This is a genomic window from Anaerobacillus sp. MEB173 (genome assembly GCF_052119505.1).
In the GTDB taxonomy this organism is placed as follows: domain Bacteria; phylum Bacillota; class Bacilli; order Bacillales; family JBJMAU01; genus JBJMAU01.
This window is the reverse complement of record NZ_JBJMAU010000029.1, coordinates 1-21178: the sequence shown is the minus strand read 5'-3', so window position 1 is coordinate 21178 and position 21178 is coordinate 1. Positions and strand designations below refer to the sequence as shown.

At 37.8% G+C, this 21178-nt stretch carries 19 protein-coding genes and 10 tRNA genes; 3 read left to right on the top strand and 26 right to left on the bottom strand.

Annotation, left to right across the window (positions count from 1 at the left end; genetic code table 11):
* Nucleotides 1-282 precede the first annotated feature (282 nt).
* The 24 genes from ACJ2A9_RS22825 to ACJ2A9_RS22710 form a co-directional block, all read right to left on the bottom strand.
* Nucleotides 283-879: a YdcF family protein gene (locus ACJ2A9_RS22825; protein ID WP_441424001.1), complete on the bottom strand. Its 597-nt coding sequence runs from the start codon at nucleotides 877-879 to the stop codon at nucleotides 283-285.
* 82 nt (nucleotides 880-961) lie between these two features.
* Nucleotides 962-2764: a glutamine--fructose-6-phosphate transaminase (isomerizing) gene (gene glmS / locus ACJ2A9_RS22820; protein WP_441424000.1), complete on the bottom strand. Its 1803-nt coding sequence runs from the start codon at nucleotides 2762-2764 to the stop codon at nucleotides 962-964.
* Between the two features lie 481 nt (nucleotides 2765-3245).
* Nucleotides 3246-4598, bottom strand: coding sequence for a phosphoglucosamine mutase (gene glmM / locus ACJ2A9_RS22815; RefSeq protein WP_441423999.1), 1353 nt, complete (start codon nucleotides 4596-4598; stop codon nucleotides 3246-3248).
* Between the two features lie 29 nt (nucleotides 4599-4627).
* Nucleotides 4628-5944 (bottom strand): CdaR family protein, encoded by a 1317-nt coding sequence (locus ACJ2A9_RS22810; protein WP_441423998.1) that lies wholly within the window; start codon nucleotides 5942-5944, stop codon nucleotides 4628-4630.
* Nucleotides 5937-6761, bottom strand: coding sequence for a diadenylate cyclase CdaA (gene cdaA, locus ACJ2A9_RS22805; RefSeq protein WP_441423997.1), 825 nt, complete (start codon nucleotides 6759-6761; stop codon nucleotides 5937-5939). The genes ACJ2A9_RS22810 and cdaA overlap by 8 nt, the downstream gene beginning before the upstream one ends.
* Nucleotides 6762-6940: 179 nt before the next feature.
* The gene (locus ACJ2A9_RS22800) at nucleotides 6941-7567 is read right to left on the bottom strand and encodes a zf-HC2 domain-containing protein (RefSeq protein WP_441423996.1); all 627 of its coding nucleotides are present in this window, start codon (nucleotides 7565-7567) and stop codon (nucleotides 6941-6943) included.
* 17 nt (nucleotides 7568-7584) lie between these two features.
* Entirely contained in the window at nucleotides 7585-8148 is a 564-nt protein-coding gene (gene sigW, locus ACJ2A9_RS22795; protein WP_441423995.1) for an RNA polymerase sigma factor SigW, read from the bottom strand.
* Between the two features lie 218 nt (nucleotides 8149-8366).
* Nucleotides 8367-8442: transfer RNA gene (locus ACJ2A9_RS22790), tRNA-Ala, on the bottom strand.
* Between the two features lie 232 nt (nucleotides 8443-8674).
* A tRNA-Gly gene (locus tag ACJ2A9_RS22785) sits at nucleotides 8675-8748 on the bottom strand.
* A 4-nt stretch (nucleotides 8749-8752) separates the two neighbouring features.
* Nucleotides 8753-8827 (bottom strand) — tRNA-Gly (locus ACJ2A9_RS22780).
* 28 nt (nucleotides 8828-8855) lie between these two features.
* Nucleotides 8856-8931 (bottom strand) — tRNA-Lys (locus ACJ2A9_RS22775).
* A gap of 169 nt (nucleotides 8932-9100) precedes the next feature.
* Nucleotides 9101-9185, bottom strand: a tRNA-Tyr gene (locus ACJ2A9_RS22770).
* An 18-nt stretch (nucleotides 9186-9203) separates the two neighbouring features.
* A tRNA-Thr gene (locus tag ACJ2A9_RS22765) sits at nucleotides 9204-9276 on the bottom strand.
* Nucleotides 9277-9281: 5 nt separating this feature from the next.
* A tRNA-Val gene (locus tag ACJ2A9_RS22760) sits at nucleotides 9282-9357 on the bottom strand.
* A 98-nt stretch (nucleotides 9358-9455) separates the two neighbouring features.
* A tRNA-Glu gene (locus ACJ2A9_RS22755) sits at nucleotides 9456-9530 on the bottom strand.
* A gap of 105 nt (nucleotides 9531-9635) precedes the next feature.
* Entirely contained in the window at nucleotides 9636-10349 is a 714-nt protein-coding gene (locus ACJ2A9_RS22750; RefSeq protein ID WP_441423994.1) for an MOSC domain-containing protein, read from the bottom strand.
* A gap of 125 nt (nucleotides 10350-10474) precedes the next feature.
* Nucleotides 10475-11065, bottom strand: a complete 591-nt coding sequence (locus ACJ2A9_RS22745) for a hypothetical protein (protein ID WP_441423993.1) — start codon at nucleotides 11063-11065, stop codon at nucleotides 10475-10477.
* Nucleotides 11062-12513, bottom strand: coding sequence for a pilus assembly protein PilM (gene pilM, locus ACJ2A9_RS22740; protein ID WP_441423992.1), 1452 nt, complete (start codon nucleotides 12511-12513; stop codon nucleotides 11062-11064). The genes ACJ2A9_RS22745 and pilM overlap by 4 nt, the downstream gene beginning before the upstream one ends.
* Nucleotides 12514-12515: 2 nt before the next feature.
* The gene (locus ACJ2A9_RS22735) at nucleotides 12516-13859 is read right to left on the bottom strand and encodes a hypothetical protein (RefSeq protein ID WP_441423991.1); all 1344 of its coding nucleotides are present in this window, start codon (nucleotides 13857-13859) and stop codon (nucleotides 12516-12518) included.
* 24 nt (nucleotides 13860-13883) lie between these two features.
* Nucleotides 13884-14408: a pilus assembly FimT family protein gene (locus tag ACJ2A9_RS22730; protein ID WP_441423990.1), complete on the bottom strand. Its 525-nt coding sequence runs from the start codon at nucleotides 14406-14408 to the stop codon at nucleotides 13884-13886.
* On the bottom strand, nucleotides 14392-14808 hold the full coding sequence (locus tag ACJ2A9_RS22725; RefSeq protein WP_441423989.1) for a type IV pilus modification PilV family protein: 417 nt from the start codon (nucleotides 14806-14808) through the stop codon (nucleotides 14392-14394). The genes ACJ2A9_RS22730 and ACJ2A9_RS22725 overlap by 17 nt, the downstream gene beginning before the upstream one ends.
* 17 nt (nucleotides 14809-14825) lie before the next feature.
* A complete protein-coding gene (locus ACJ2A9_RS22720; protein ID WP_441424002.1) occupies nucleotides 14826-15182 on the bottom strand; it encodes a competence type IV pilus major pilin ComGC in 357 nt (118 codons plus the stop codon).
* Between the two features lie 32 nt (nucleotides 15183-15214).
* On the bottom strand, nucleotides 15215-16414 hold the full coding sequence (locus tag ACJ2A9_RS22715) for a type II secretion system F family protein (RefSeq protein WP_441423988.1): 1200 nt from the start codon (nucleotides 16412-16414) through the stop codon (nucleotides 15215-15217).
* A 15-nt stretch (nucleotides 16415-16429) separates the two neighbouring features.
* On the bottom strand, nucleotides 16430-18097 hold the full coding sequence (locus tag ACJ2A9_RS22710; protein WP_441423987.1) for a GspE/PulE family protein: 1668 nt from the start codon (nucleotides 18095-18097) through the stop codon (nucleotides 16430-16432).
* A gap of 390 nt (nucleotides 18098-18487) precedes the next feature.
* Here ACJ2A9_RS22710 and ACJ2A9_RS22705 point away from each other — a divergent pair, with 390 nt between their 5' ends.
* From ACJ2A9_RS22705 to ACJ2A9_RS22695, 3 genes are read left to right on the top strand one after another with little or no spacing between them, the layout of a single operon-like run.
* Complete coding sequence (locus tag ACJ2A9_RS22705; RefSeq protein ID WP_441423986.1) at nucleotides 18488-18643, top strand: cytochrome c oxidase subunit 2A; 156 nt, start codon at nucleotides 18488-18490, stop codon at nucleotides 18641-18643.
* Between the two features lie 29 nt (nucleotides 18644-18672).
* Nucleotides 18673-19143 carry a cytochrome c oxidase subunit II gene (locus ACJ2A9_RS22700; RefSeq protein WP_441423985.1) on the top strand — a complete coding sequence of 157 codons (471 nt, stop codon included), beginning with the start codon at nucleotides 18673-18675 and terminating at the stop codon, nucleotides 19141-19143.
* Nucleotides 19143-20843: a b(o/a)3-type cytochrome-c oxidase subunit 1 gene (locus tag ACJ2A9_RS22695; RefSeq protein WP_441423984.1), complete on the top strand. Its 1701-nt coding sequence runs from the start codon at nucleotides 19143-19145 to the stop codon at nucleotides 20841-20843. The genes ACJ2A9_RS22700 and ACJ2A9_RS22695 overlap by 1 nt, the downstream gene beginning before the upstream one ends.
* Nucleotides 20844-20965: 122 nt before the next feature.
* On the opposite strand, the gene ACJ2A9_RS22690 is transcribed toward ACJ2A9_RS22695, so the two are convergent.
* A tRNA-Thr gene (locus ACJ2A9_RS22690) sits at nucleotides 20966-21041 on the bottom strand.
* A 2-nt stretch (nucleotides 21042-21043) separates the two neighbouring features.
* Nucleotides 21044-21118, bottom strand: a tRNA-Asn gene (locus ACJ2A9_RS22685).
* Nucleotides 21119-21178 lie beyond the last annotated feature (60 nt).

Here is a 21178-nt window from a genome sequence, read left to right as displayed (position 1 = left end):
GGGTGCCGCTCAATCAACGACAAGATTTATTATAACACACATTGAAATTCTACGCAATAACTTTTTATGTGTTTTTTTATCAACCTCATCAATGTTGTTAAAAACTTAACAACAACGGAGGATTTGGCGACAAGAAATAATATACCACATAAAACTTTTCTACGCAACACTTTCTCTTTTATAAAACCATTATTGAAAAAATATCGCTTAGAATTGTTACTTTATCATAAATAAAAAGGTAAAACAACCTTTTTATTTTGTTAGCGATTAATTAGTGTCATTTTATCGAAAAAGCAAACTAACCTTATATCCTAGATAAAAAAATAATTCCCGACAGAAAAAAGGAATCTTACTACCCTTTGATTGATACGCTGAACTTGGGGTCGGTGAGGAGTAGACCTCCATCCCAAAATTTTTGGCAATTAAGGTTGCCCGCTTCATATGTAAGGGATCGCTCACGATAATGAATGTCTTTAAATTATTTGCAAAACCAATCTCCTTGGCATATTTAAAGTTCTCTTCTGTTATTTTTGACTTTGTTTCGATAAAAATATCTTCTCCTCGGACATGATGTTTTAACGCATATTTTCTTGCTACCTCTGACTCCGAGTATTTATCACCTTCACCCTTACCACCTGTAAAAATAATTTTATCTACATAACCATTTTCATAAAGCCAAATCGAGTGATTAATTCTTTCACGAAAAACAGGTGATGGTTCATCGCCCCAAGCGGCAGCGCCAAGAACTATAGCTGCATCAGCCTTAGTTAATTGATTATATTCCGCATAGCTCCATATACTAAACCCCGAATGCACTATAAAAGTAACAAGCGAAAGACACATTAAAATAACTATGCCTCTGACTATATTTATTTTCATTTCTGTTCAACCCTTTTTTCACATACTCTTTATAGCAAAATAGAGATGGTCTATTACGACCATCTCTATTACCTTTTATATTCTATTCCACAGTCACTGACTTAGCCAGGTTTCTAGGTTTATCTACGTCACAGCCACGGTGAAGAGCTGCATAGTAAGCAATTAACTGCAATGGAATAACTGATACAAGAGGTGTTAAATATTCGTGTACTGCCGGAATTACAAAGCGGTCACTTTCTTCATGAAGCCCTTCCATACTAATAATGCATGGATATGCACCTCGAGCGGCTACTTCTTTCACATTGCCACGAATACTTAAGTTTACATGCTCATGAGTTGCCAGTGCAATAACTGGTGTACCTTCTTCAATTAATGCAATCGTTCCATGCTTTAACTCTCCACCTGCAAACCCTTCTGCTTGAATATATGATATTTCCTTAAGTTTTAATGCACCTTCGAGACAAACATAGTAGTCAGCAGAACGACCGATAAAGAAGCAATTTCGAGTAACTGTTAAATACTCTCTTGCAATTTTTTCAAATGCTTCCTTTTGGTCGCATAGTGTTTCCATCGCTGTAGCTACAATGCTTAACTCTTGAATTGGATCAAAATCAAACTCAATGCCACTATTTTTGGCAGTATCGACTGCTAAAAGTGCTAATATCGCCATTTGCGCAGTGTATGCTTTCGTACTAGCAACTGCAATTTCCGGACCAGCAAATGTATGCAGTGTATAATCTGCTTCACGAGAAAGAGTTGATCCTGGAACGTTTGTAATTGTTAACGCCTTATAGCCTTTTTTCTTTACATTAACTAACACGCCACGACTATCAGCTGTTTCTCCACTTTGTGAGATAAAAATAAACAGCGGGTTCTCAGAAACCAGTGGCATATTATATAAAAACTCACTGGCAATATGTGTTTCAACTGGTTTATTCGCCAGCTTTTCGATTAATTGTTTTCCAACAAGGCCTGCATGGTAGCTCGTTCCTGCTGCGATTATATAAATACGGTCTGCAGCTTTCATCGCCTCACGAATGTCTTCCTCTAAAACAACATTTCCATTATCGTCTTGATACTTAGAAATAATGTTTCGAACAACTAACGGCTGTTCATCAATTTCCTTGAGCATATAGTGAGGGTATGTGCCTTTTTCAATATCACTTGCATCAAGCTCAGCAATGTATGGCTCACGATGAATCACAATACCGTCTAATGTCTTAATTGTTACAGAATCACGAGTAACGATTACGATCTCTTCATCCATTAGTTCAACAAAACGATCCGTAACTTGAAGCATTGCCAGTGCGTCACTTGCAACAACATTGACACCATCACCAAGTCCAACTAATAATGGACTCTTATTCTTACCTACATAAATACGATCACTGTCTTCATTATCGAGTAATGCAGTTGCATACGACCCTTTTAATAATGACAGAGTTTTGCGGAATGCTGCTTCTACTGATAATTCTTCTTTCATGAAAAGCTCTACTAGATGTACAATGATTTCCGTATCAGTTTCACTAACTAATTGAACACCTTGTAGATATTCACGCTTTAAGCTCTCGTAGTTCTCAATCACACCATTATGAACAAGTGTAAAGCGTGCAGATGAGCTTTGATGAGGGTGAGCATTCGTCTTACTTGGTGGTCCGTGCGTTGCCCAACGAGTATGACCGATTCCACATGTACATTCAACATTTGGATCAACGACTTCTCTTAATGAAGCAATGCGTCCCTTTTCCTTAAATAGTTGCACACCATTTTCAGATATTACAGCGATCCCAGCTGAATCGTATCCTCTATATTCTAACTTCTCTAATCCTCGTAATAAAATTTCCTTTGCATCATTATTACCTATATATCCAACAATACCACACATAATCACAAAACCTCCTGTTGGGGGCAAGAAATTCGGGGCCTTACTTGCCCCATCATTAATAATATAAAGACATCAGTACCTTTGCTTTTGTCCAAAAAGTCACCTCATTGTTTTTGGCAAAGATTTGCGGTTGTGATGTTGCAACCGAGAGGCATCCGCCGAACTTCGATGAACCTCTTCCTCGTCAACTATTCCAACAATACCGTACGTTATAGAATAGTCCTGGCGCTTAATAAAAACGAATCACTCTATCCTCCTTCCAATAAAATCACAATTAATCATACCTAAATTACAAAAGACCGTCAATTACTTCTTTTTCCCTATGTTACCGCAGTGGAGAAAACTGTATTTTATAAAAATATTCTATCTTCCTTAATACTATCCTACTGAAAAGAGATACTTATTATACTTAACCATACTTATAATAAAAAAATATGCATGAATAACAAATTTTGTGCTATTCATGCATATTAATTTTCTATTATTCGTCTGCAGCACCTAATTGTACTTTAACTACAGCAACAATTTCATCAACGTAGTGTTCACACAATTCTTCAGTCGATGCTTCAGCCATTACCCTTACGAGCGACTCGGTACCAGATGGGCGAACTAATACTCGACCATCACCGTTCATTTCAGCTTCAACTCGTTCAATCGCTTCAGTGATTGCTTGATTACTATATAATTGATTTTTATCAGCTACTTTGACGTTTACAAGCTTTTGTGGGAATTTTTTCATTTCACCAGCTAATTTTGATAATGGTTTCTTTGTTGCTTTCATAATGTTCACTAACTGTAATGCTGAGAGCATCCCATCACCTGTAGTAATATGATCAAGGAAAATAATGTGTCCTGACTGTTCTCCGCCTAAATTGTAGCCGCCTTTACGCATCTCTTCCATTACATAACGGTCACCAACAGATGTTTGTTTCGTTTCAACCCCATTCTCTTCCAACGATTTATAGAAACCGAGGTTACTCATCACAGTTGAAACAACGGTATGATGCTTTAGGAATCCTTGCTCTTTCATATATTTAGCACAAATGAACATGATTTGGTCACCATCAACGATGTCTCCATTTTCATCAACTGCAATGAGACGGTCAGCATCCCCATCAAATGCTAATCCAATGTCTGCTTCTTTCTCCTTTACAAATTGTGACAGAGCCTCCGGATGCGTTGAACCGACACCTTCATTAATATTTATTCCATTTGGCGATGTCCCCATTGTTGAAATATCCGCTTCTAAATCAGCAAATAAATGTGGTGCCAGTGATGATGCAGCTCCATTAGCACAGTCCAGTGCAACATGGATTCCTGTAAAGTCGTCTGTTACAGTTTGCTTTAAGAACTGCAGATACTTTTGGCCACCTTCAAAATAATCATTCACCTGACCAAGATTTGCACCAACTGGACGTGGTAAGCTATCAGATTCAGCATCTAACAGCTTTTCAATTTCTTCTTCCTGTGCATCTAATAATTTAAAGCCGTCCGGACCAAAAAACTTAATCCCATTATCGGCGACTGGATTATGCGAAGCTGAAATCATTACTCCCGCATGAGCACTTAATGCTTTTGTTAAATACGCAACACCAGGGGTTGAAATCACACCCAATCTCATGACCTCTGCACCGATTGACAATAACCCAGCTACTAATGCTCCCTCCAGCATATGTCCGGAAATACGTGTGTCTCTCCCAATAAGAACTTTCGGCTTATTCGTTTCTTTTGTTAACACATAACCACCATATCGACCTAACCTGAATGCTAACTCAGGAGTAAGTTCGCTATTAGCTACTCCTCTCACTCCATCAGTTCCAAAATACTTTCCCATAAAGATCTCTCCTTCAACAAACTCATAAATTATTCTATCGCTTCATTTTCCGTTGGAATTTCTTCGCTCGTTTCTATATCTTCTTGATTCTCATCGATATCTATCTCAGCATTTTGATTTTGGTCCGTAATTCTTATCCTTGCTTCTTGTATACTTTTAAAGAAATTTATATTTTGCGGTCCATTTATTGTAATTGGTACAGTATGTTCCCCCGCAGATAATTGACTTAGATCAATATAAGCATAGACATCTTGTACTGTTACCTTATCTAACACTTCATCAGTACCTTTTAAAATAACATTTATCTTCCCATTGATTGGCGTAAGAAATGATGCGATTAACTGTTCTGACAATCCAGTTATATCAATTGGGATTGCCGAAAACTCCACCTCTTCTTCTTGACCAACTTCCACTGCAACAGAAACTTTCTCCGGAGTGACTCGTTCAATTCCGTCAGGCCGTGGTACTGTCAACTCAAGTACTGTATTTTCTCTAATCTTCGACAAATCAACGACTACACCTTCAATAAAAGTAATCTTATCCAGCACTTCTAAGGGCCCGTAAATGGTTACTTCCTTTGGCTCTGGCGTTATGGATTGTAGACTTAGCCCTTCTGGCAACGAGCCAGTTCTCGTAATTTTCAATGGGACTGTTTTGAATGGACTGGAGATCGGTACTCTTACATCAACAACTGCCGGTTCAATATTTAGGTGAAGTTCATTACCTTGCTCGTCGTATATTTTTATCGGGACACTTCTTTCAATCGTGCTCGATGCACCGGCAACATCAATATAACCTTTCGCAATCGCTACTTTACTAATTTGATCAGCAGCTGCAGTGATTTCTACATTCACTGGTGTAACAATCGGCGTACCAATTGTATAACCTTCTGCAACTTCTCCTTTGTTTACTAAATCTATTTCTACAGGTAATGAAATGGTTTGCTTCTCCTGAATCGTAACTCTAACATATTGCGGAACAACAGATACTGATAATTCCGGCGGAAACCCTCGATGCTGAACTCTAACATGGTGAACCCCCGGCTCTCTATCTTGCAAATCAACATACACTTCGTATGAAGGCCTGGCGATTTGTAACATTGTTAGAACATTTTGCGGCCCGCGTAAATTCACTTTTACACTATCTTGTATCTCGGTAATAGCATAATTTTCCTCATCATAGTAAGGAACAAGTTCAACATTTTCAAGGACATATGATCCTTCTGTGATTGTCGGCAATCCACCCGGTTGTGACGGATTATCCATATTTACCATTGTATAAAGCATCAAAGCTAAAAATAATGAGATTAACTTGATAAACCATGGACTATTAAACATTTTATCCATTTTTCTTTCCCCTCCATTGCCAACGAGGTGAGGAAGTTTGCTTCGTACTATCAATAAGCTCCTGTTCTAATAAAGTACGCAATGCCTCTTCGTCTAAATTTCGATGGAGCTCTCCATTTTTCGTTAATGATAAATGCCCAGTTTCTTCTGATACAACAAGCGTTATACAGTCAGTTACCTCACTAACCCCCAGTGCGGCGCGATGCCTTGTTCCTAACTCTTTAGAAATAAAGGGATTTTCAGAAAGCGGCAAGTAACATGCTCCTGCTATAATCTGGTTATTTTTTATTATGACAGCCCCATCATGAAGCGGGGTGTTTGGAATAAAGATATTAATTAATAATTCGGATGTTAAATTAGCGTTAATCGAAATACCCGTCTCAACATAATCATTCATACCGGTTTCACGTTCAAGGGAAATAAGCGCCCCGATTCTCCGCTTTCCCATATATGTTGCAGCTTTTACAACGGCATTAATTGATTTTTCAACTTCCTCGGATTCCGGAACATTGCTTCTAGAGAAAAAACGACCGCGACCTAACTGCTCTAATGCCCGGCGCAACTCAGGCTGAAAGATAATAATGATCGCTAATAACCCGTATGTAACAGCTTGAGTCATCAACCACCCTAACGTTCTAAGTCCTAGGTAGGTACTCAAAAACCATACAACTAAAATAACAGTTATCCCTTTGACCAATTGCACAGCTCTCGTTCCACGAATAACCATAATTAATTTATAGATCACGTATGTAACTAATAAAATATCAATAATCTTTCCAAGATAATTAAGTAACTGGAAATCTCCAATAGGAAACATTACACTTCCTCCAAACCTTTTTATCAGTGATAACAGGCTTTCCATAACAATTCTGTTCTTTTTTTATAACCTACATATTATATCATACTTTATCTGCTCCATTATTTCCATTTCATAACCTAATGAAGCGATTCCTTACATTCATTTACAATGATGAGAAAAAGGAGAATAGGATAACCCTACTCCCCATTAAAAATAGAAAATACATCAACAAAGAAATCTTTGATATGGTACCATACCCATTCTAATACTTGATTTATTTCCTTAATATCCCCGGAAACAGTTCCTGTTGACGCTAAATACTGTTCACCATTAATAATGGTGACATTCCCTTTTACTTCTCCTTCAATTTCAAGCACACCATTTTTTATTACTAGATCGCCTTCGACCACTTCACCACTTGGAACGATTACGGCGCCACGCTCTTTATCAATTTGCAGATTAGCGTGCCCGGTAACTGTTAACTCCTGCTGGTTATCACTCCAAACCGAAAAGACACTAGCAGCCATTAATAAAACAAAGAAAGATGCCGCGACAAGCATTGGGTGGTTTTTCATCCACTTCTTCCACTTTGGCCCCTTTTTTTGCTTAGGCAGCTTCCCCATTAAGCTTTCCGTAAAATTACTAGGCGCTTCAATATGCGAGGCACTCTGAATAAACGCAATTGATTTCTTCAATTGATTAAGATGTGTATTGCACTCTTCACAGTGATCAAGATGATCATATAATTGCTTACGCTCTTGTTCACTAGTTTCTCCATCCAAATATTTATGAATTAAGGCGATCATTTTTTGTTCACAACCCATGATCACACACCCCTTTATTAAACATGACGTAACTTCTTTCTAAGAGATTCTCTACCCCTGTGAATCCTTGTCTTCACTGTTGGTACTGGTATGTCTAAAATCTCACTAATCTCCTTTAACGAAAGATCCTCTATATACTTTAGAATAATTGCTGAACGGTATTTTGGCGGCAAAAGCAAGATCTCATTTTGAATCCACTCCTGCATTTCATAAGCAACTACTTGATCCTCCGGTAGATCTTGATCAGCAGCTATTTGTGAATAACCAGTTAAACCGTCTGTTCCATCCACTTCAGCGTCAAGATAATAGTCCGGTTTTTTCTTCCTTAATCGGTCAATGGAGAGGTTTGTAGCAATTCGAAATAACCAAGTTGAAAATTTGCGATTATGATCATAACTATGAATATTTGTATAAGCTCGCAGAAAAGCTTCCTGGGCTATATCTTGTGCCTCATGGCTATTCCCAACCATTCGGTAGGATATTTGATATACTTTGTTTTTATAAAGCTCTACCAATTCTGCAAAAGCTTGTTGGTCACCATTTTTTACTTGTTTAATAATTCTTTTTACAACGTCATCCATTTTATATAACCTCCGCCTGATGCGGCTCCCCTTCTCTACGAATTTAAACGCAAAAAGGTTTCACTTATTTTAAGCTAAGCTTATTTTAACATGATTAAAATTATAATTGAGTATATGTAATGAAATTGCTATTTTTTACACAAACAGAAAGGACAAATTATTTAAAAATAAATAAAACCTTAGATCTAGTTAATCTAAGGTTAAGAAAACAATATGTATGGTGGAGCCTAGCGGGATCGAACCGCTGACCTCCTGCGTGCAAGGCAGGCGCTCTCCCAGCTGAGCTAAGGCCCCGAAGCTTATATGATGTTTTTCCAATGAAGCCTTTCCCTGTTTCTTCCTCTACTAGTATCGCTTCGTTGCTTGCTGCGTCGAAACAACTCGTAGTTCATCGATGAAGAATTGCTCGTAGCTGAGCTAAGGCCCCATATTTAATTTAGAATGTAAAATTTAAAATTTAGAATTAGTGAAAGTAAAGCTACGTAGCTTGCGCTTTAACCATTTTACATTTTCAATTTAAAAGACATGGAGCGGGTGATGAGAATCGAACTCACGACCAGAGCTTGGAAGGCTCTTGTTTTACCACTAAACTACACCCGCAATATGGAGCGGAAGACGAGATTCGAACTCGCGACCCCCACCTTGGCAAGGTGGTGTTCTACCACTGAACTACTCCCGCATTACAATAACAAAATCCTTAAAAAGAATGGTGAGCCATGAAGGATTCGAACCTTCGACCCTCTGATTAAAAGTCAGATGCTCTACCGACTGAGCTAATGGCTCATAGTTTATACAATGATGCTTATCATGAAGATTACGGACGATGTCTTGCTCCGCGACCTTACCTGTTTCTTCCTCTACTAGTACTGCTCTGTAGACTGCTGCGTCGAAACAACTTGTTGAAATTCCAAAGTTGTACCGCTCGTGACTGAGCTAACGGCTCGTATTAAAGTGGTGGAGGGGGACGGATTCGAACCGCCGAACCCGGAGGGAGCGGATTTACAGTCCGCCGCGTTTAGCCACTTCGCTACCCCTCCACAACATTAAATGAAGAGTGCCGGCCAGAGGACTTGAACCCCCAACCTACTGATTACAAGTCAGTTGCTCTACCAATTGAGCTAGGCCGGCATATATGGTGGAGGATGACGGGATCGAACCGCCGACCCCCTGCTTGTAAGGCAGGTGCTCTCCCAGCTGAGCTAATCCTCCAGTGAAATGTAAAATTATTTTGAGCCTAATCAATGAAGACTCCATTGAAAAATTCCCATAATTTTTAATTATACATTTATAATTTTAAATTAAGTAATTGGTGACCCGTACGGGATTCGAACCCGTGTTACCGCCGTGAAAGGGCGGTGTCTTAACCGCTTGACCAACGGGCCACAGTGTCATCTTTTTTGATAAGATGTCTTGCTGACAAAAAGTATTATATAATACTTTGCCGTTTCTTTGCAACCCCCTTTTTTGATATTTTTATTTTCTGAATTTTATTTATCATTCGGACCAAATAATCTAGCACTTGGATCTTTGTCTGCTTTGTTATTTACACGCGAAGTAAGGGTATTGACCCAGCTAGTTGCAAGTTCAGGGCATGATGCAAGCTTTTGGGCTAAATCATAATTTTTCTTATCAGTGTGCATGATTTCATTACAGAAGGCAACTGTCCAATCTGGATTAGGACGTTCTACCAGGGTAATTGTTTGCCCTTGTTCAATTTGCCCTTCATGTAATACTCTAAAATACCAGCCTGTTTTCCCTGTTGTTTGAATCAAATAAGCCATTTCTTTAATCCGAAAATGACGGGAAAGCTTCCAGCACGGCTGACGTGGTTGTGATACTTGCAATATCACGTCACCAATTTGATATGTATCTCCAATACAAATATCTTCTTCAATCAAATTATTAATTGTTAAATTTTCTCCGAACGAACCAAAGGGAAGCTTAGTAAGATTGAATTTCTTTTTAAAAAACTGATAATGACGTTCCGGATAAGCAAATACCGCTTTATCAACTCCACCATGATTCTCTAAATCAGCTTGACCATCACCCTCGAGATTTGTTTTTCCAACCTTAACTTCGCCCTCTACCCTTCTTTTCAGAATTGCACTATACCAAAGTTGATCCAGGGGATTACTCGCAGTTTCTTCACCACGCCACTGAGGTTTACCAACTTGAATTGATGTTAGTTTTGCTACTGTCATTCGGTCCTCTCCTTTGTCTTTTATGTCTCTATTTAGTTTACCATTTATCACAAGTTAAAATCTCTATCGACTACCTTTAAAGTAAAAATGACTACTTATTTCTTAATAAGTAGTCACGTAACAAGTTATTGTCCAACTTCAAACGGATTTCTTGATGAATTACTTACAATTTGATCAACATCTGTTCTTTCCCTGGATAGAATTGAATGATTACTATATTGCAAGGCTAATGATGCCACTACATGATCACCCTCTAGATGGAAACTACCTTGGAGCACTGATAGCATATAAGGCATTGTTTCAAGCAGACCGATATACGTTTTCAAAGCAGGATATGTGCCATCAACCCGAATTTCCACGCTCATCATAGCTGAGTCGATATTAGCCTCTTGTAACAACTCAACACTGACAACCGCTTCACTCGCTAAATTTAATAATTGCTCCCAATATAAATGAGATTGTTGCTTTGGCGGTAATTGCTGTAATAGCTCTTCAATTTCTCCTTCTAGTTCAGAAATATTAGACTCGATCTCTTCCTCACGTCCAACATAAAATTCGATATTTTCCCATTCCATTATTAAATCCGCACGTTCTAATTTATAGTTATCAATTTTATCGAGCGTCGGTAATAACCAATAATTAATTCCAACAACAATAAAAAGAAAGATACAAAAGATGGCTAGTAACGTTTTCTCACGTTTTGTTAGTTTCTTCAATATTCTGGGCCACCTCCTGATCTAACCTCATTTACTTCAAATACAAATTGCACAACTTCATCACTTCTAGTTGCATGGTTAAGCTTTATCACAGAGAAGTATGGATCACTTTGTAACCCTTTTAAGAAGGCAATAACATCAACTTGGTTGGCTGCTGTCCCAGTAACGTTTAATTGGTTACTTGAAAAACTAAGCTGTGATATCCGGACGCTTGCTGGTTGATGAGGGGTCATTCTATTTATAATGGAAATAATATCAATATGTTCATCAGCTAAATTTAATTGAACCTCAGTAAGTTCACTCAACAAAGCTCTTACTGCAATTTCACGATCCAACAAGGCAACTGTTTCTGAAGCTGATGCAATGTTTTTTTCGAGTAAATTTATGTCTTTCTTTAATTGCATACTCTGCCCTTGGACAAAAATAAAACCAAATAATAATACTATTATTGCTGTTATTGCTATTTTTGTGCTTGAAGACATTTCTGACGTAATTTGTAACGACTGTTCTTTATATAAATTATCGGAGCCTAATTCCTTACTAGCAATCCCAATACAAGGGGCATTCGGAAATGATACAACACGCACATCAATCTCTAAAGAACTCTTAATACTTTCCTTTATCATTGACCAGCGTTCTTTGTCACCAAGTAAAAGCACTTCTTGTATCCGACTCTGGACATGCGTTCTGTCCCAACTAACTATACTTCTTTCAATTTCCGCTCCCCATTCTTCAGAGTCAAAACCAAAAGGTGTATAACGCGAATAGATGAGTTTTCCATTATCATAAATAGCAATCATCATACGATTGTTAAGCATTTTCACTGCCATAATCAGCTCTTTATCTTCACTTAATGCCCCGCTAAATTTTATTCCTTCATAGACAGCATCCGGCTCTGTTCCAAACATTGAAATTGATAATCCTGCTGTTTTTAAGGCGCTAACAACTTGTTTTATCTGCTCTTTATAAGCGGCAATTACAACATACTTATTTCGAGCGATCCCTTCTTCTTCTACTGTATTTATTAGTGAGTAGGAAAGCGTTAATTTCTTCATATCATCCGGGATATCTAACTGTGCTTTATAATGAAGTGATGTTTCCACTTCTTTCTTCGGCATTTTTGGCAAATTTATTTGTCTGGTAAAAAAAAGCATTTCTTCTAAAAACAATGCTGCTTTTTTTACGTTTATCTCGCCATCCCTAAAAATTTCTCTAATTTTCAAACCAAGCAGCTCAGGTTGTAAAACTTTTCCTCCCTTAATGATATCTTCAGAAATCGGTTCAACAATCTCTTTTACAACTTCCCAGCTTTTGTTTTTGCCTTTTTTTAATACAACAACCTTTATTGCCCGTTCTCCCAATTGAATACCGACTTTCGTTTTCGACAAATCGAGCTTCGGCATTTTAATCGCAATTTTTTTAATGGAAGCTATTAGTTTTTTCATCATCCTTACCGCTCCCTTTGCTCAACTACTTCAACGTAATTTTCTTTAAAGCCGATGCTATATGGAAGATTGAAGACATCTTCATCGTACTTTAAATGCATATCATCCCCAACAATTCTTAGTAACCCATTGATAATTTGAGTTAACCCACCAAGCACATTCCTTAAAATACCTTCACTTAAACTAGCACCGACACTTACATTTCTTCCAGCAACATGACCATTAACAATTAAATTGGCATGAAAGGTTATGTCTCCTTCTGAGAATAATAAACCTCTAAAAGGGGCCCCCCCGGTAAGGTCTGGAATAATATCGGCTATACCAGCTGAAATAATATCCCCTTTTGCAATAATATTTAGATTTTTAGAACTTAATAGGTCCAAGCCTGTCACCGTTCCATTTACAATGATCGTTTTATTATCAAAATTCCTCAGTAAATCTGAAAGTAAAGTAGAACCTACCCCAATTAAATTTAAATCACCCTCAATAAATATTAACTCGCTATTTGGCATTAAATTGATCAGGTTGATAATCTCTAGCAGGTTAACATTCGTCACACTTCTATCTCGGTAAACACCATGTTTTTTAGCCATCTTTCGTGCATGGTCAAAATCAAACCGTGGCAACAAAATACGTTCATACTGTGGAAATCTATTAGGTTCATTAATAGGATTCCATCTTGTAACTTCTATATTACTTCGATTACTACTACTAACTTTAGAGATTTTCCCATTATAATTATTTAAGTTAACTCTAGGAGTAGAACCTAGTATGTCAAGAACATTGTGCCTAAAGGTTATCCTATCATTTCCATGTGCATCTCCGGTCAATTGTATTTTATGTGTTATATTAACAACAAACAAAACTGAAGCTGAAAATGTTTGAACCATAACTTTTTCATTACCAAAGAGAGCAAAATTAAAATCAGAAGAGTATGGTTGTTGAATAATTGGCTGCTTTACAAAAGCATTAATCACCTCAGTCTCTCCCTCATATTTTCCAGTCGATTCAATATCCCACCCGACCAATTCATTATGGGCATTTTTTCTTTCTTGTACGATTACGTTATATGTTCCATCTTGAAAGAAAACATTGTTATAGTGCACATCTTCTGGATTCTGTTCTAATGGCAGTTTTTTATTAATCTCATTAATCGCCCGCTCTAATCCAGCTTCAGCTATATAAAATGCCGATGTTTGATAGTCTTGTTTTTTAGCACTTAGTAGTTCAGTGTTGGAAAAATGCACGACAATTGCTGCAGATGTAATTAAGAGAAAAGAAACGAGCATGGCGAATACAAGACTTGAGCCTGATTCATTACTCATAACTTTATTTACGCTTTGCTTCATTTCCATGCTCCTTTCCTTAAAATCTTAATGCGGCGGGATTTTCCCTCTTGGAAAAGCTGTGATGACGATTTCTTTTTCAAGTCCTTGATTGTGATAGCCAATCGTATCTTCTATTTCTGCTATGATCTTTATATGGTGATCTGTCTCTACACTAAATGTCACTTTACTATTTTCTATAAACATTGTGGGGTCTTGTCCATCAAGCTTTCGGTAAAGTGTATTCCCGCTTTTGTAATAAGAGATTGTTTTCGGATCATCAATCGAACCAGAAAAAAGGATTAAGCGATCAGCGCTATCAATATAGGGGAATAATTGCCCTTCGTACTCCCCTCTTTTACTCGTACGAATATCATTGATCATCACATCAATCTTATGACGTACATCTAGCTGCAGCTCCGACTCTTCAATAGTGCGACTACTGCTAATTAAACCCTCCCGAAAAAAAACCATCAGTAATGCACTTACTACCGCGATTAAAGCAATTGTTACAAGGATTTCAACTAAGGAGATTCCTTTTTCACTACGAAGCACACTAATTATCTTCTTCATCATCAGTTACACCTTTTCGTAGAATTGTCGCTTTTTCTAGCGGCCGTTTACCAGAAGAATCGCTCACTGTAACGACTACTTGCAACATTTCTTCGCTTGGATACTCTTCATAGCCAAATAGGTCAACGTTAATTTCATAATGAGAGTCTACCGTTATTACAGCTGCTAATGATTTCTCATTATTTTTAATTGCTAAGACCTCACTGTACGATGCTGCTTTTAACTGTTCAAGCACCTGAACAGCAGCAGAATTCGCTTCAGTACGATCCCATGATGAAACAATACCCGCTCTGCCACTCATAAGGACTGAAATAATTACGGTTAAAGTTACCGTGAGAACAAACAGTGCGAAGAGGAGTTCAAGTAACGTCGTTCCACGGGAGTTAAAATATCTTTTCATATAGCACCTTTTATTTTTTAACTTGTGGGCTTTTCTGGAGCTTCGACTATTCCTGTGATCTGATTAATAGAATAGCCTTTATCAGCTCTTTCCCATGGATCCGTAGGTACCACATCAATATAATTTTCAGTTTTAAGCTCATCCACACTAGTAGGAAAACGCCCCTTATCAAAATGAAACCGTTCAGTTGCTGACTGTATCAATTTTACATTTGCCGCATTAGTCGATTCTTTCGCATCATCTAGAGTAGTCGTCAACCTTGGAATAATTAACAGAGCCAACACTGCCAAGATCGCAATGACAATTAACAGCTCGATTAATGAAAAGCCTCTTTCTCCTCGTAGTATTTTAAAAAGTTTCTTTTTCATTCTCATGTTTCTCACTCTCTTTCTACTAAGCTTTTATATTACTTATTTATTAAAAGCATGCCATCATACATTGGGAGCAGGATGCCGACGATAACTCCGCCAACGACAATACCAATACTAACGATGAGGATGGGCTCAATTAACGAGATGAATAGATCTATTTTTTGCTCTAACTCTCTTTGGCTGTAAGTGGCAACATCTGTTAACAGCGTGTTTAAATCTCCAGTGTTTTCACCGACTCGGAGCATAGATATTAGCACAGGAGGAAAGAGCCCTGATTTATCCAATGAGGAAGCAATATCGGCTCCTTTGCGAATTTCTTCTCTTGCTCGGTCGATACTTTTACTAAAGTAGCTATGATTGACGATCTTTGATGTCATCGCCAGTGATTCATCAACCGAAATGCCGCTTTCATATAAATCACGTAAAGACTGACTGAAGCGGTAGACCACTGTTTTTGTTACTAAATCACCAACTAGCGGTAATTTCATTAAACTATAATCAATAGCTCGTCTTCCTGATTCGGTTGTCCCCCATTTGACTCCAATTACTGTAAGGATGATCAACGTAATAAAGAGGATGATTCCTTGATTCGTTATAAAACGATTAATTACTATTAAAATCTGAGTGATCAATGGCAACGGTGTATCAGTACCTTCAAACATTCCAATAAAAGTTGGTAACGCAAATGTTATTAATCCAAAAATCATTGCATTAGCAAAAATAATAATTACAATCGGATAAGCAAGGGCGCTTTTTACCTTCGATCGAACCTTATGATCGTTTTGAAAGTTTTCCGCAAGGACATTTAATGTATGGTCCAAATCACCACTGACCTCAGCCGATCGCAACATATTAACAAAAATAGGCGGTAAATGATTGTTATGTTTTTCAAAAGCACCTGCTAGTGTTGAACCATCAGCAATATCTTCTGAAATTTGCGGTAACATCTGTTTTAATGTCTTATCCTTTACTAATCCTCCAATGGTATTAAGCGCTTCGATAATCGGTACACCAGTACGAACCATCGTGCTAAGCTGGCGGCAAAGTACGGCGAGTTCTTTTAAAGAGACTTTTTTTTCAAATAAATTACGATCATGCTTCTTTTCTTCAACACGAGTGACGGTGTAGCCTGTACCTTCTAGCTTGCGAACAATTTCTAGTGGAGAATGCGCCTCCATCTTACCGTTAATCCGTTTGCCATAATTATCTCTGGCAAAAAACTTGTAGCTTTGCACCAATGTTCCCCCCTTCTATTGATAAAGAATACGAAGCACCTCTTCAACAGATGTAAGACCTCTACTAGCCTTGATCATACCGTCTTCAATAATTGAACGATAATCCTGCTTATTTTTAAGTAGCTGTGTTGCTACCTCTTCTGCAGCATTTCGATTTATGAACACCCTCATTTCATCATCTACTTTGATTACTTCCTGAACACCTAATCGGCCCCTGTAACCTGTTTGCTGACAATGAAAACAACCTTTTCCTTTGACAAAGCTACTATCTTTAAATTGATCGAGTAAACCAAGCCGTTCAAAGACGCTCTGGTCAATCTCAACTTCTTCCTTACATTTTGAGCAAACTTTACGGACAAGACGCTGGGAAATCATTCCCTTTAATGAAGAGGAAAGAAGGTACGGTTCAATCCCCATGTTTAAAAGTCGATAAAAGCTGCCAATCGCTGTATTTGTATGCAAAGTACTTAAAACAAGGTGTCCAGTTAACGCAGCTTGCACAGCAACTTTTGCAGTTTCTTCATCTCGAATTTCCCCTACCATAATGATGTCTGGGTCTTGCCTTAGCATGGTGCGAAGTCCCGAAGCAAAGGTAATCCCCGTCTTAAAATTAATTTGTGTTTGGTTGATCCTTGGAAGTACGTATTCAACAGGGTCTTCAATGGTAACAATGTTTTTCTCTAAATTATTTATTTCATTTAACATGGCATATAGTGTCGTTGTTTTCCCACTACCGGTAGGTCCTGTAATAAGGACGATGCCATGGGGAAATTTCAATATGTCTCTTAACATTGCTAAATGGTCTGGTAAAAACCCAAGTTGGTCAATTTCAATAATTTGTTCTTTTTCTAATAAACGCAGAACAACTTTTTCACCAAAAATGGTTGGAATTGTCGACATCCTTACATCAACAGAGCGTCCATCTACATTAAGATGAAAACCACCATCTTGCGGTTTTCTTTTTTCTGTGATGTGCAAATTTGCCATAATTTTCAGACGGGAGATTACAGAAAACTCTAAGTTCGCAGGTACAATTAATGTGTCATACAAAATTCCATCAATACGATAACGAATAATTACTTCTTTTTCATGCGGTTCGATATGAATATCACTTACTGACATCGCTAAACCTTTACTAATCATCGAATGGACAAACAAAATTGTCGGTCCATCCTCTTTATGTTCTTCTAATAATCTATCTTCCTCAGATCGTTTTACTTGCTCATTTTCATTCACAAATTTGTTAGACTGTTGCGGGAAATAGTAACGATTTATTGCCCATTCAATGTCTTTTCGGTCACCTACTACAACTTCAATGTCATAACTTGTTAAGATGTGTAAATCATCAATAATTGATAGATTCAGTGGATCAGAGATCGCTACAGTCAAAACGTGATCTGACAATGAAATCGGTATGACTAAATACTTTCTTGCAACCGTTTCGCTAATTTTATGAATCGCTTCTTCATCTATAGTTGTTTGATGAATCTCAATATACTTGAGACCTAACTGCCTGCCGATGGCCATAACTAGTTGTTTTTCATCTATTAATCCATTTTCAATTAAAATTTCACCTAGTGGTTGATGGTTTTCACGCTGTCGTTCTAAACAGTCGGTAAGCTGTTGTTCTGTTATTGCCCCATCTTCTATTAATAGCTGTCCAATCCGTTTATGTTTTCCCATACATTCACCAGCCTTTAAATTACTTTTACAGCAGGAATCCCATTAGTGAAATTTGACCTATTTACACTCTAAGTACAGGGAGACTACTACTAATATTTGGCAACTCAATATTAGCACGAATATAAACTAATAATTAATACAATTTTTGAGATTTTTGTGAATCGTTCGACAAAATTTAGTAAATATCCACTTGACAATAAAGTCTTTAGACTAAAATCTCCCAATATTTCGATATTAAATTTTACAAAGATGTGAAATATTGTCAATAAATGACTGTTAAATTAAGATGTGATATTTGTCACATTTTTCCTTACCATCGTTCATTTACACTAATGTAAACAGATCAATTTTCCTATTTTTTTATAAAATTAGATTTTGGAGGTGATTGGTATGGAGAAAAAAACAAAACAGGAGGCGGAAAGAAAAATTTCGATAGACGTTCATGAAGAGCCGATTAAGGGGACACTTTTCTCTGTTTTTGTTATTGGTTTTATTATTCTCATAACCTGGGTATCAGTGTTTAACCTTTTTATTTCGAGATTGTAATTCTGATATAGAAAGTGAGGGAATAGATTATGCATTTACATCGATACGAAAAATACTGGCTAACATTCAGTATAGGGATGTTATTTGTATTTTTACTTGTTCTAGGAATCAGTGCATTTGCGCAGGGGAACCAACCTCCCAGTCACTCTACTACAATTGATCCTACCCAAGTTGATGTTACAGCACCATTCGACAATCCTGGCTTAGAAAAAATTGATGATCAAACATATATCGCTAACATTGTTGCAATGGCATTTGGTTATATGCCGAATAAACTTGAAGTTCCAGTTGGTTCAAAAGTGATCTTTCGAGTGACAAGTAGAGACGTGATTCATAGTTTTACCATTCCAAAAACAAATGTGAACATGATGATCGTGCCTGGGCACGTCGGCCAAGTTGAACATACTTTCACTGAACCCGGTGAATATTTAGTCTTATGTAATGAATACTGCGGTACAGGCCACCATTATATGCAAATGAGAATTGAGGTGACAGAATAATGAAGACAGCCATTTTGAAATCGGATACTTTCGAGGAAGTGGTTAAAATTCATAAAGGCGACATAAAATTAACCCTTGGGCATATGTATGTTGCGTTTATTGTCTTTTTTCTCGGTGCTCTAGCTGGACTATTGCAAGGATTAGCACGTGGTGGGGTTATTGATTTACCAGCAGGGATTAACTATTACACATTATTAACAGCTCACGGTGTTTTCTTAGCACTTGTTTTTACAACTTATTTTATCTATGGCTTTTGTTATGCTGGTTTAAGTAAAACAATGGGATCGTTAAGTGATGGTGCTCGCAAAACAGCCTGGGTCGGCTTCATTACAATGATTATTGGTACAGCGATCGCTGCCGTACTAATCATCATTGGTGATGCCAACGTGCTATATACATTCTATCCTCCCCTGCAAGCAAATCCATATTTCTATGTCGGCTTAGCATTGTTCGTTATTGGTAACTGGATTGGGGCCATCGCCATGCTTAAGCATTACTTCGCATGGAGGAAAGCCCATCCCGGTGAAAAAACTCCATTATTTGGCTTTATGACGACTGCAACAATGCTATTATGGATTTTAAGTACACTTGGTGTCGCAGCTACAGTTGTTTTCCAAATGATTCCTTGGGCATTTGGCTTTAGTGACAGAATTAACCTTCTACTAAGTCGTACTCTGTTCTGGTATTTTGGCCATCCTCTCGTATACTTCTGGTTAATGCCTGCATATATCGCATGGTATACAGTAATCCCGAAGATCATCGGCGGGAAAATCTTCAGTGATTCACTCGCACGTCTAACATTTATTTTGTTCCTTGTTTTCTCTTTTCCTGTTGGACTACATCACCAATTAATGGAGCCCGGAATTAGCGAGTTTTGGAAGTATATTCAGGTTGCCCTTACTTTGACTGGAGCCGTAGCACCTTCTTTACTAACCGCCTTTTCTCTATTTGCCATGTTTGAGCTCTATGGTAAAGAAAGAGGAACGACAGGTTTATTCGGTTGGGCAAAAAAACTGCCTTATGGTGATGTTCGTTTCCTAGCACCATTTATCGGGATGTTATTCTTCATTTTGGCGGGTGCCGGAGGGATTGTAAACGGAAGTCACCAAATGAATGCGGTAGTTCATAACACGCTATGGGTTGTCGGACACTTCCACTTATCAGTTGGATCAACTGTTATTTTAACATTCCTTGGTGTTGCCTACTGGTTAATCCCATATTTAACAGGGAGATCATTATCACCGACAATGAACCGAATTGGAATTATCCAAACGATTCTTTGGACAGTTGGAATGCTTTTAATGTCAGGGGCAATGCATATTCTAGGTTTACTCGGTGCACCGAGAAGAACAGCATATACAACATATTCCGATCATCCTGAAGCACTAGAATGGTTTACAAATTTCTTTGCAAACCATATTACTGTAAGTATCGGTGGGACTATCCTGTTTATTTCAGCGACAATCATGACAATCAGCTTCTTCTACTTAGCTCTTGGAGCGCCGAAAGACGGAAATGTTGAATTTCCTGTTACAAACGAGGCATACAATGGAAGCTATATGCCTAAAATCTTTGAGAACTGGACATTTTGGGTTGGCATCACACTTATTTTCATCTTATTCGCTTACACAATCCCAGTAATTGATATGATTGTTAATGCTCCACCAGGAGCACCGCCGATCAACCACATTATTAAGTAATAAAAAAGACACGCATGTTCATGATTGTGAACGAGCGTGTCTTTTTATGTAAATGATATCTATAGTAAAACTAAAAAAGCCGCTTCTCAACTTGAGAAACCGCGTTACCATCAATGTTGTTATGGAGCTTCCAACCGGATTTGAACCGATGACCCCTTCCTTACCATGGAAGTGCTCTACCTACTGAGCTATGGAAGCAATGGCTCCACAGGTAGGACTCGAACCTACGACCGATCGGTTAACAGCCGATTGCTCTACCACTGAGCTACTGTGGAATATTTACAAATTATCCATTTCTAAATAAGTAGAATACTTAAAAAGTTAAGTAAGGTAAA

Coding starts and splice junctions, on each gene's coding strand:
- glmS (WP_441424000.1), bottom strand. CDS start 2,764: ATGTGTGGTATTGTTGGATATATAGGTAATAATGATGCAAAGGAAATT.
- ACJ2A9_RS22710 (WP_441423987.1), bottom strand. CDS start 18,097: ATGGGAAAACATAAACGGATTGGACAGCTATTAATAGAAGATGGGGCA.
- cdaA (WP_441423997.1), bottom strand. CDS start 6,761: ATGTTTCCTATTGGAGATTTCCAGTTACTTAATTATCTTGGAAAGATT.
- ACJ2A9_RS22800 (WP_441423996.1), bottom strand. CDS start 7,567: ATGGGTTGTGAACAAAAAATGATCGCCTTAATTCATAAATATTTGGAT.
- ACJ2A9_RS22695 (WP_441423984.1), top strand. CDS start 19,143: ATGAAGACAGCCATTTTGAAATCGGATACTTTCGAGGAAGTGGTTAAA.
- ACJ2A9_RS22730 (WP_441423990.1), bottom strand. CDS start 14,408: ATGAAGAAGATAATTAGTGTGCTTCGTAGTGAAAAAGGAATCTCCTTA.
- ACJ2A9_RS22725 (WP_441423989.1), bottom strand. CDS start 14,808: ATGAAAAGATATTTTAACTCCCGTGGAACGACGTTACTTGAACTCCTC.
- ACJ2A9_RS22825 (WP_441424001.1), bottom strand. CDS start 879: ATGAAAATAAATATAGTCAGAGGCATAGTTATTTTAATGTGTCTTTCG.
- pilM (WP_441423992.1), bottom strand. CDS start 12,513: ATGATGAAAAAACTAATAGCTTCCATTAAAAAAATTGCGATTAAAATG.
- ACJ2A9_RS22735 (WP_441423991.1), bottom strand. CDS start 13,859: ATGAAGCAAAGCGTAAATAAAGTTATGAGTAATGAATCAGGCTCAAGT.
- sigW (WP_441423995.1), bottom strand. CDS start 8,148: ATGGATGACGTTGTAAAAAGAATTATTAAACAAGTAAAAAATGGTGAC.
- glmM (WP_441423999.1), bottom strand. CDS start 4,598: ATGGGAAAGTATTTTGGAACTGATGGAGTGAGAGGAGTAGCTAATAGC.
- ACJ2A9_RS22720 (WP_441424002.1), bottom strand. CDS start 15,182: ATGAGAATGAAAAAGAAACTTTTTAAAATACTACGAGGAGAAAGAGGC.
- ACJ2A9_RS22750 (WP_441423994.1), bottom strand. CDS start 10,349: ATGACAGTAGCAAAACTAACATCAATTCAAGTTGGTAAACCTCAGTGG.
- ACJ2A9_RS22705 (WP_441423986.1), top strand. CDS start 18,488: ATGGAGAAAAAAACAAAACAGGAGGCGGAAAGAAAAATTTCGATAGAC.
- ACJ2A9_RS22700 (WP_441423985.1), top strand. CDS start 18,673: ATGCATTTACATCGATACGAAAAATACTGGCTAACATTCAGTATAGGG.
- ACJ2A9_RS22810 (WP_441423998.1), bottom strand. CDS start 5,944: ATGGATAAAATGTTTAATAGTCCATGGTTTATCAAGTTAATCTCATTA.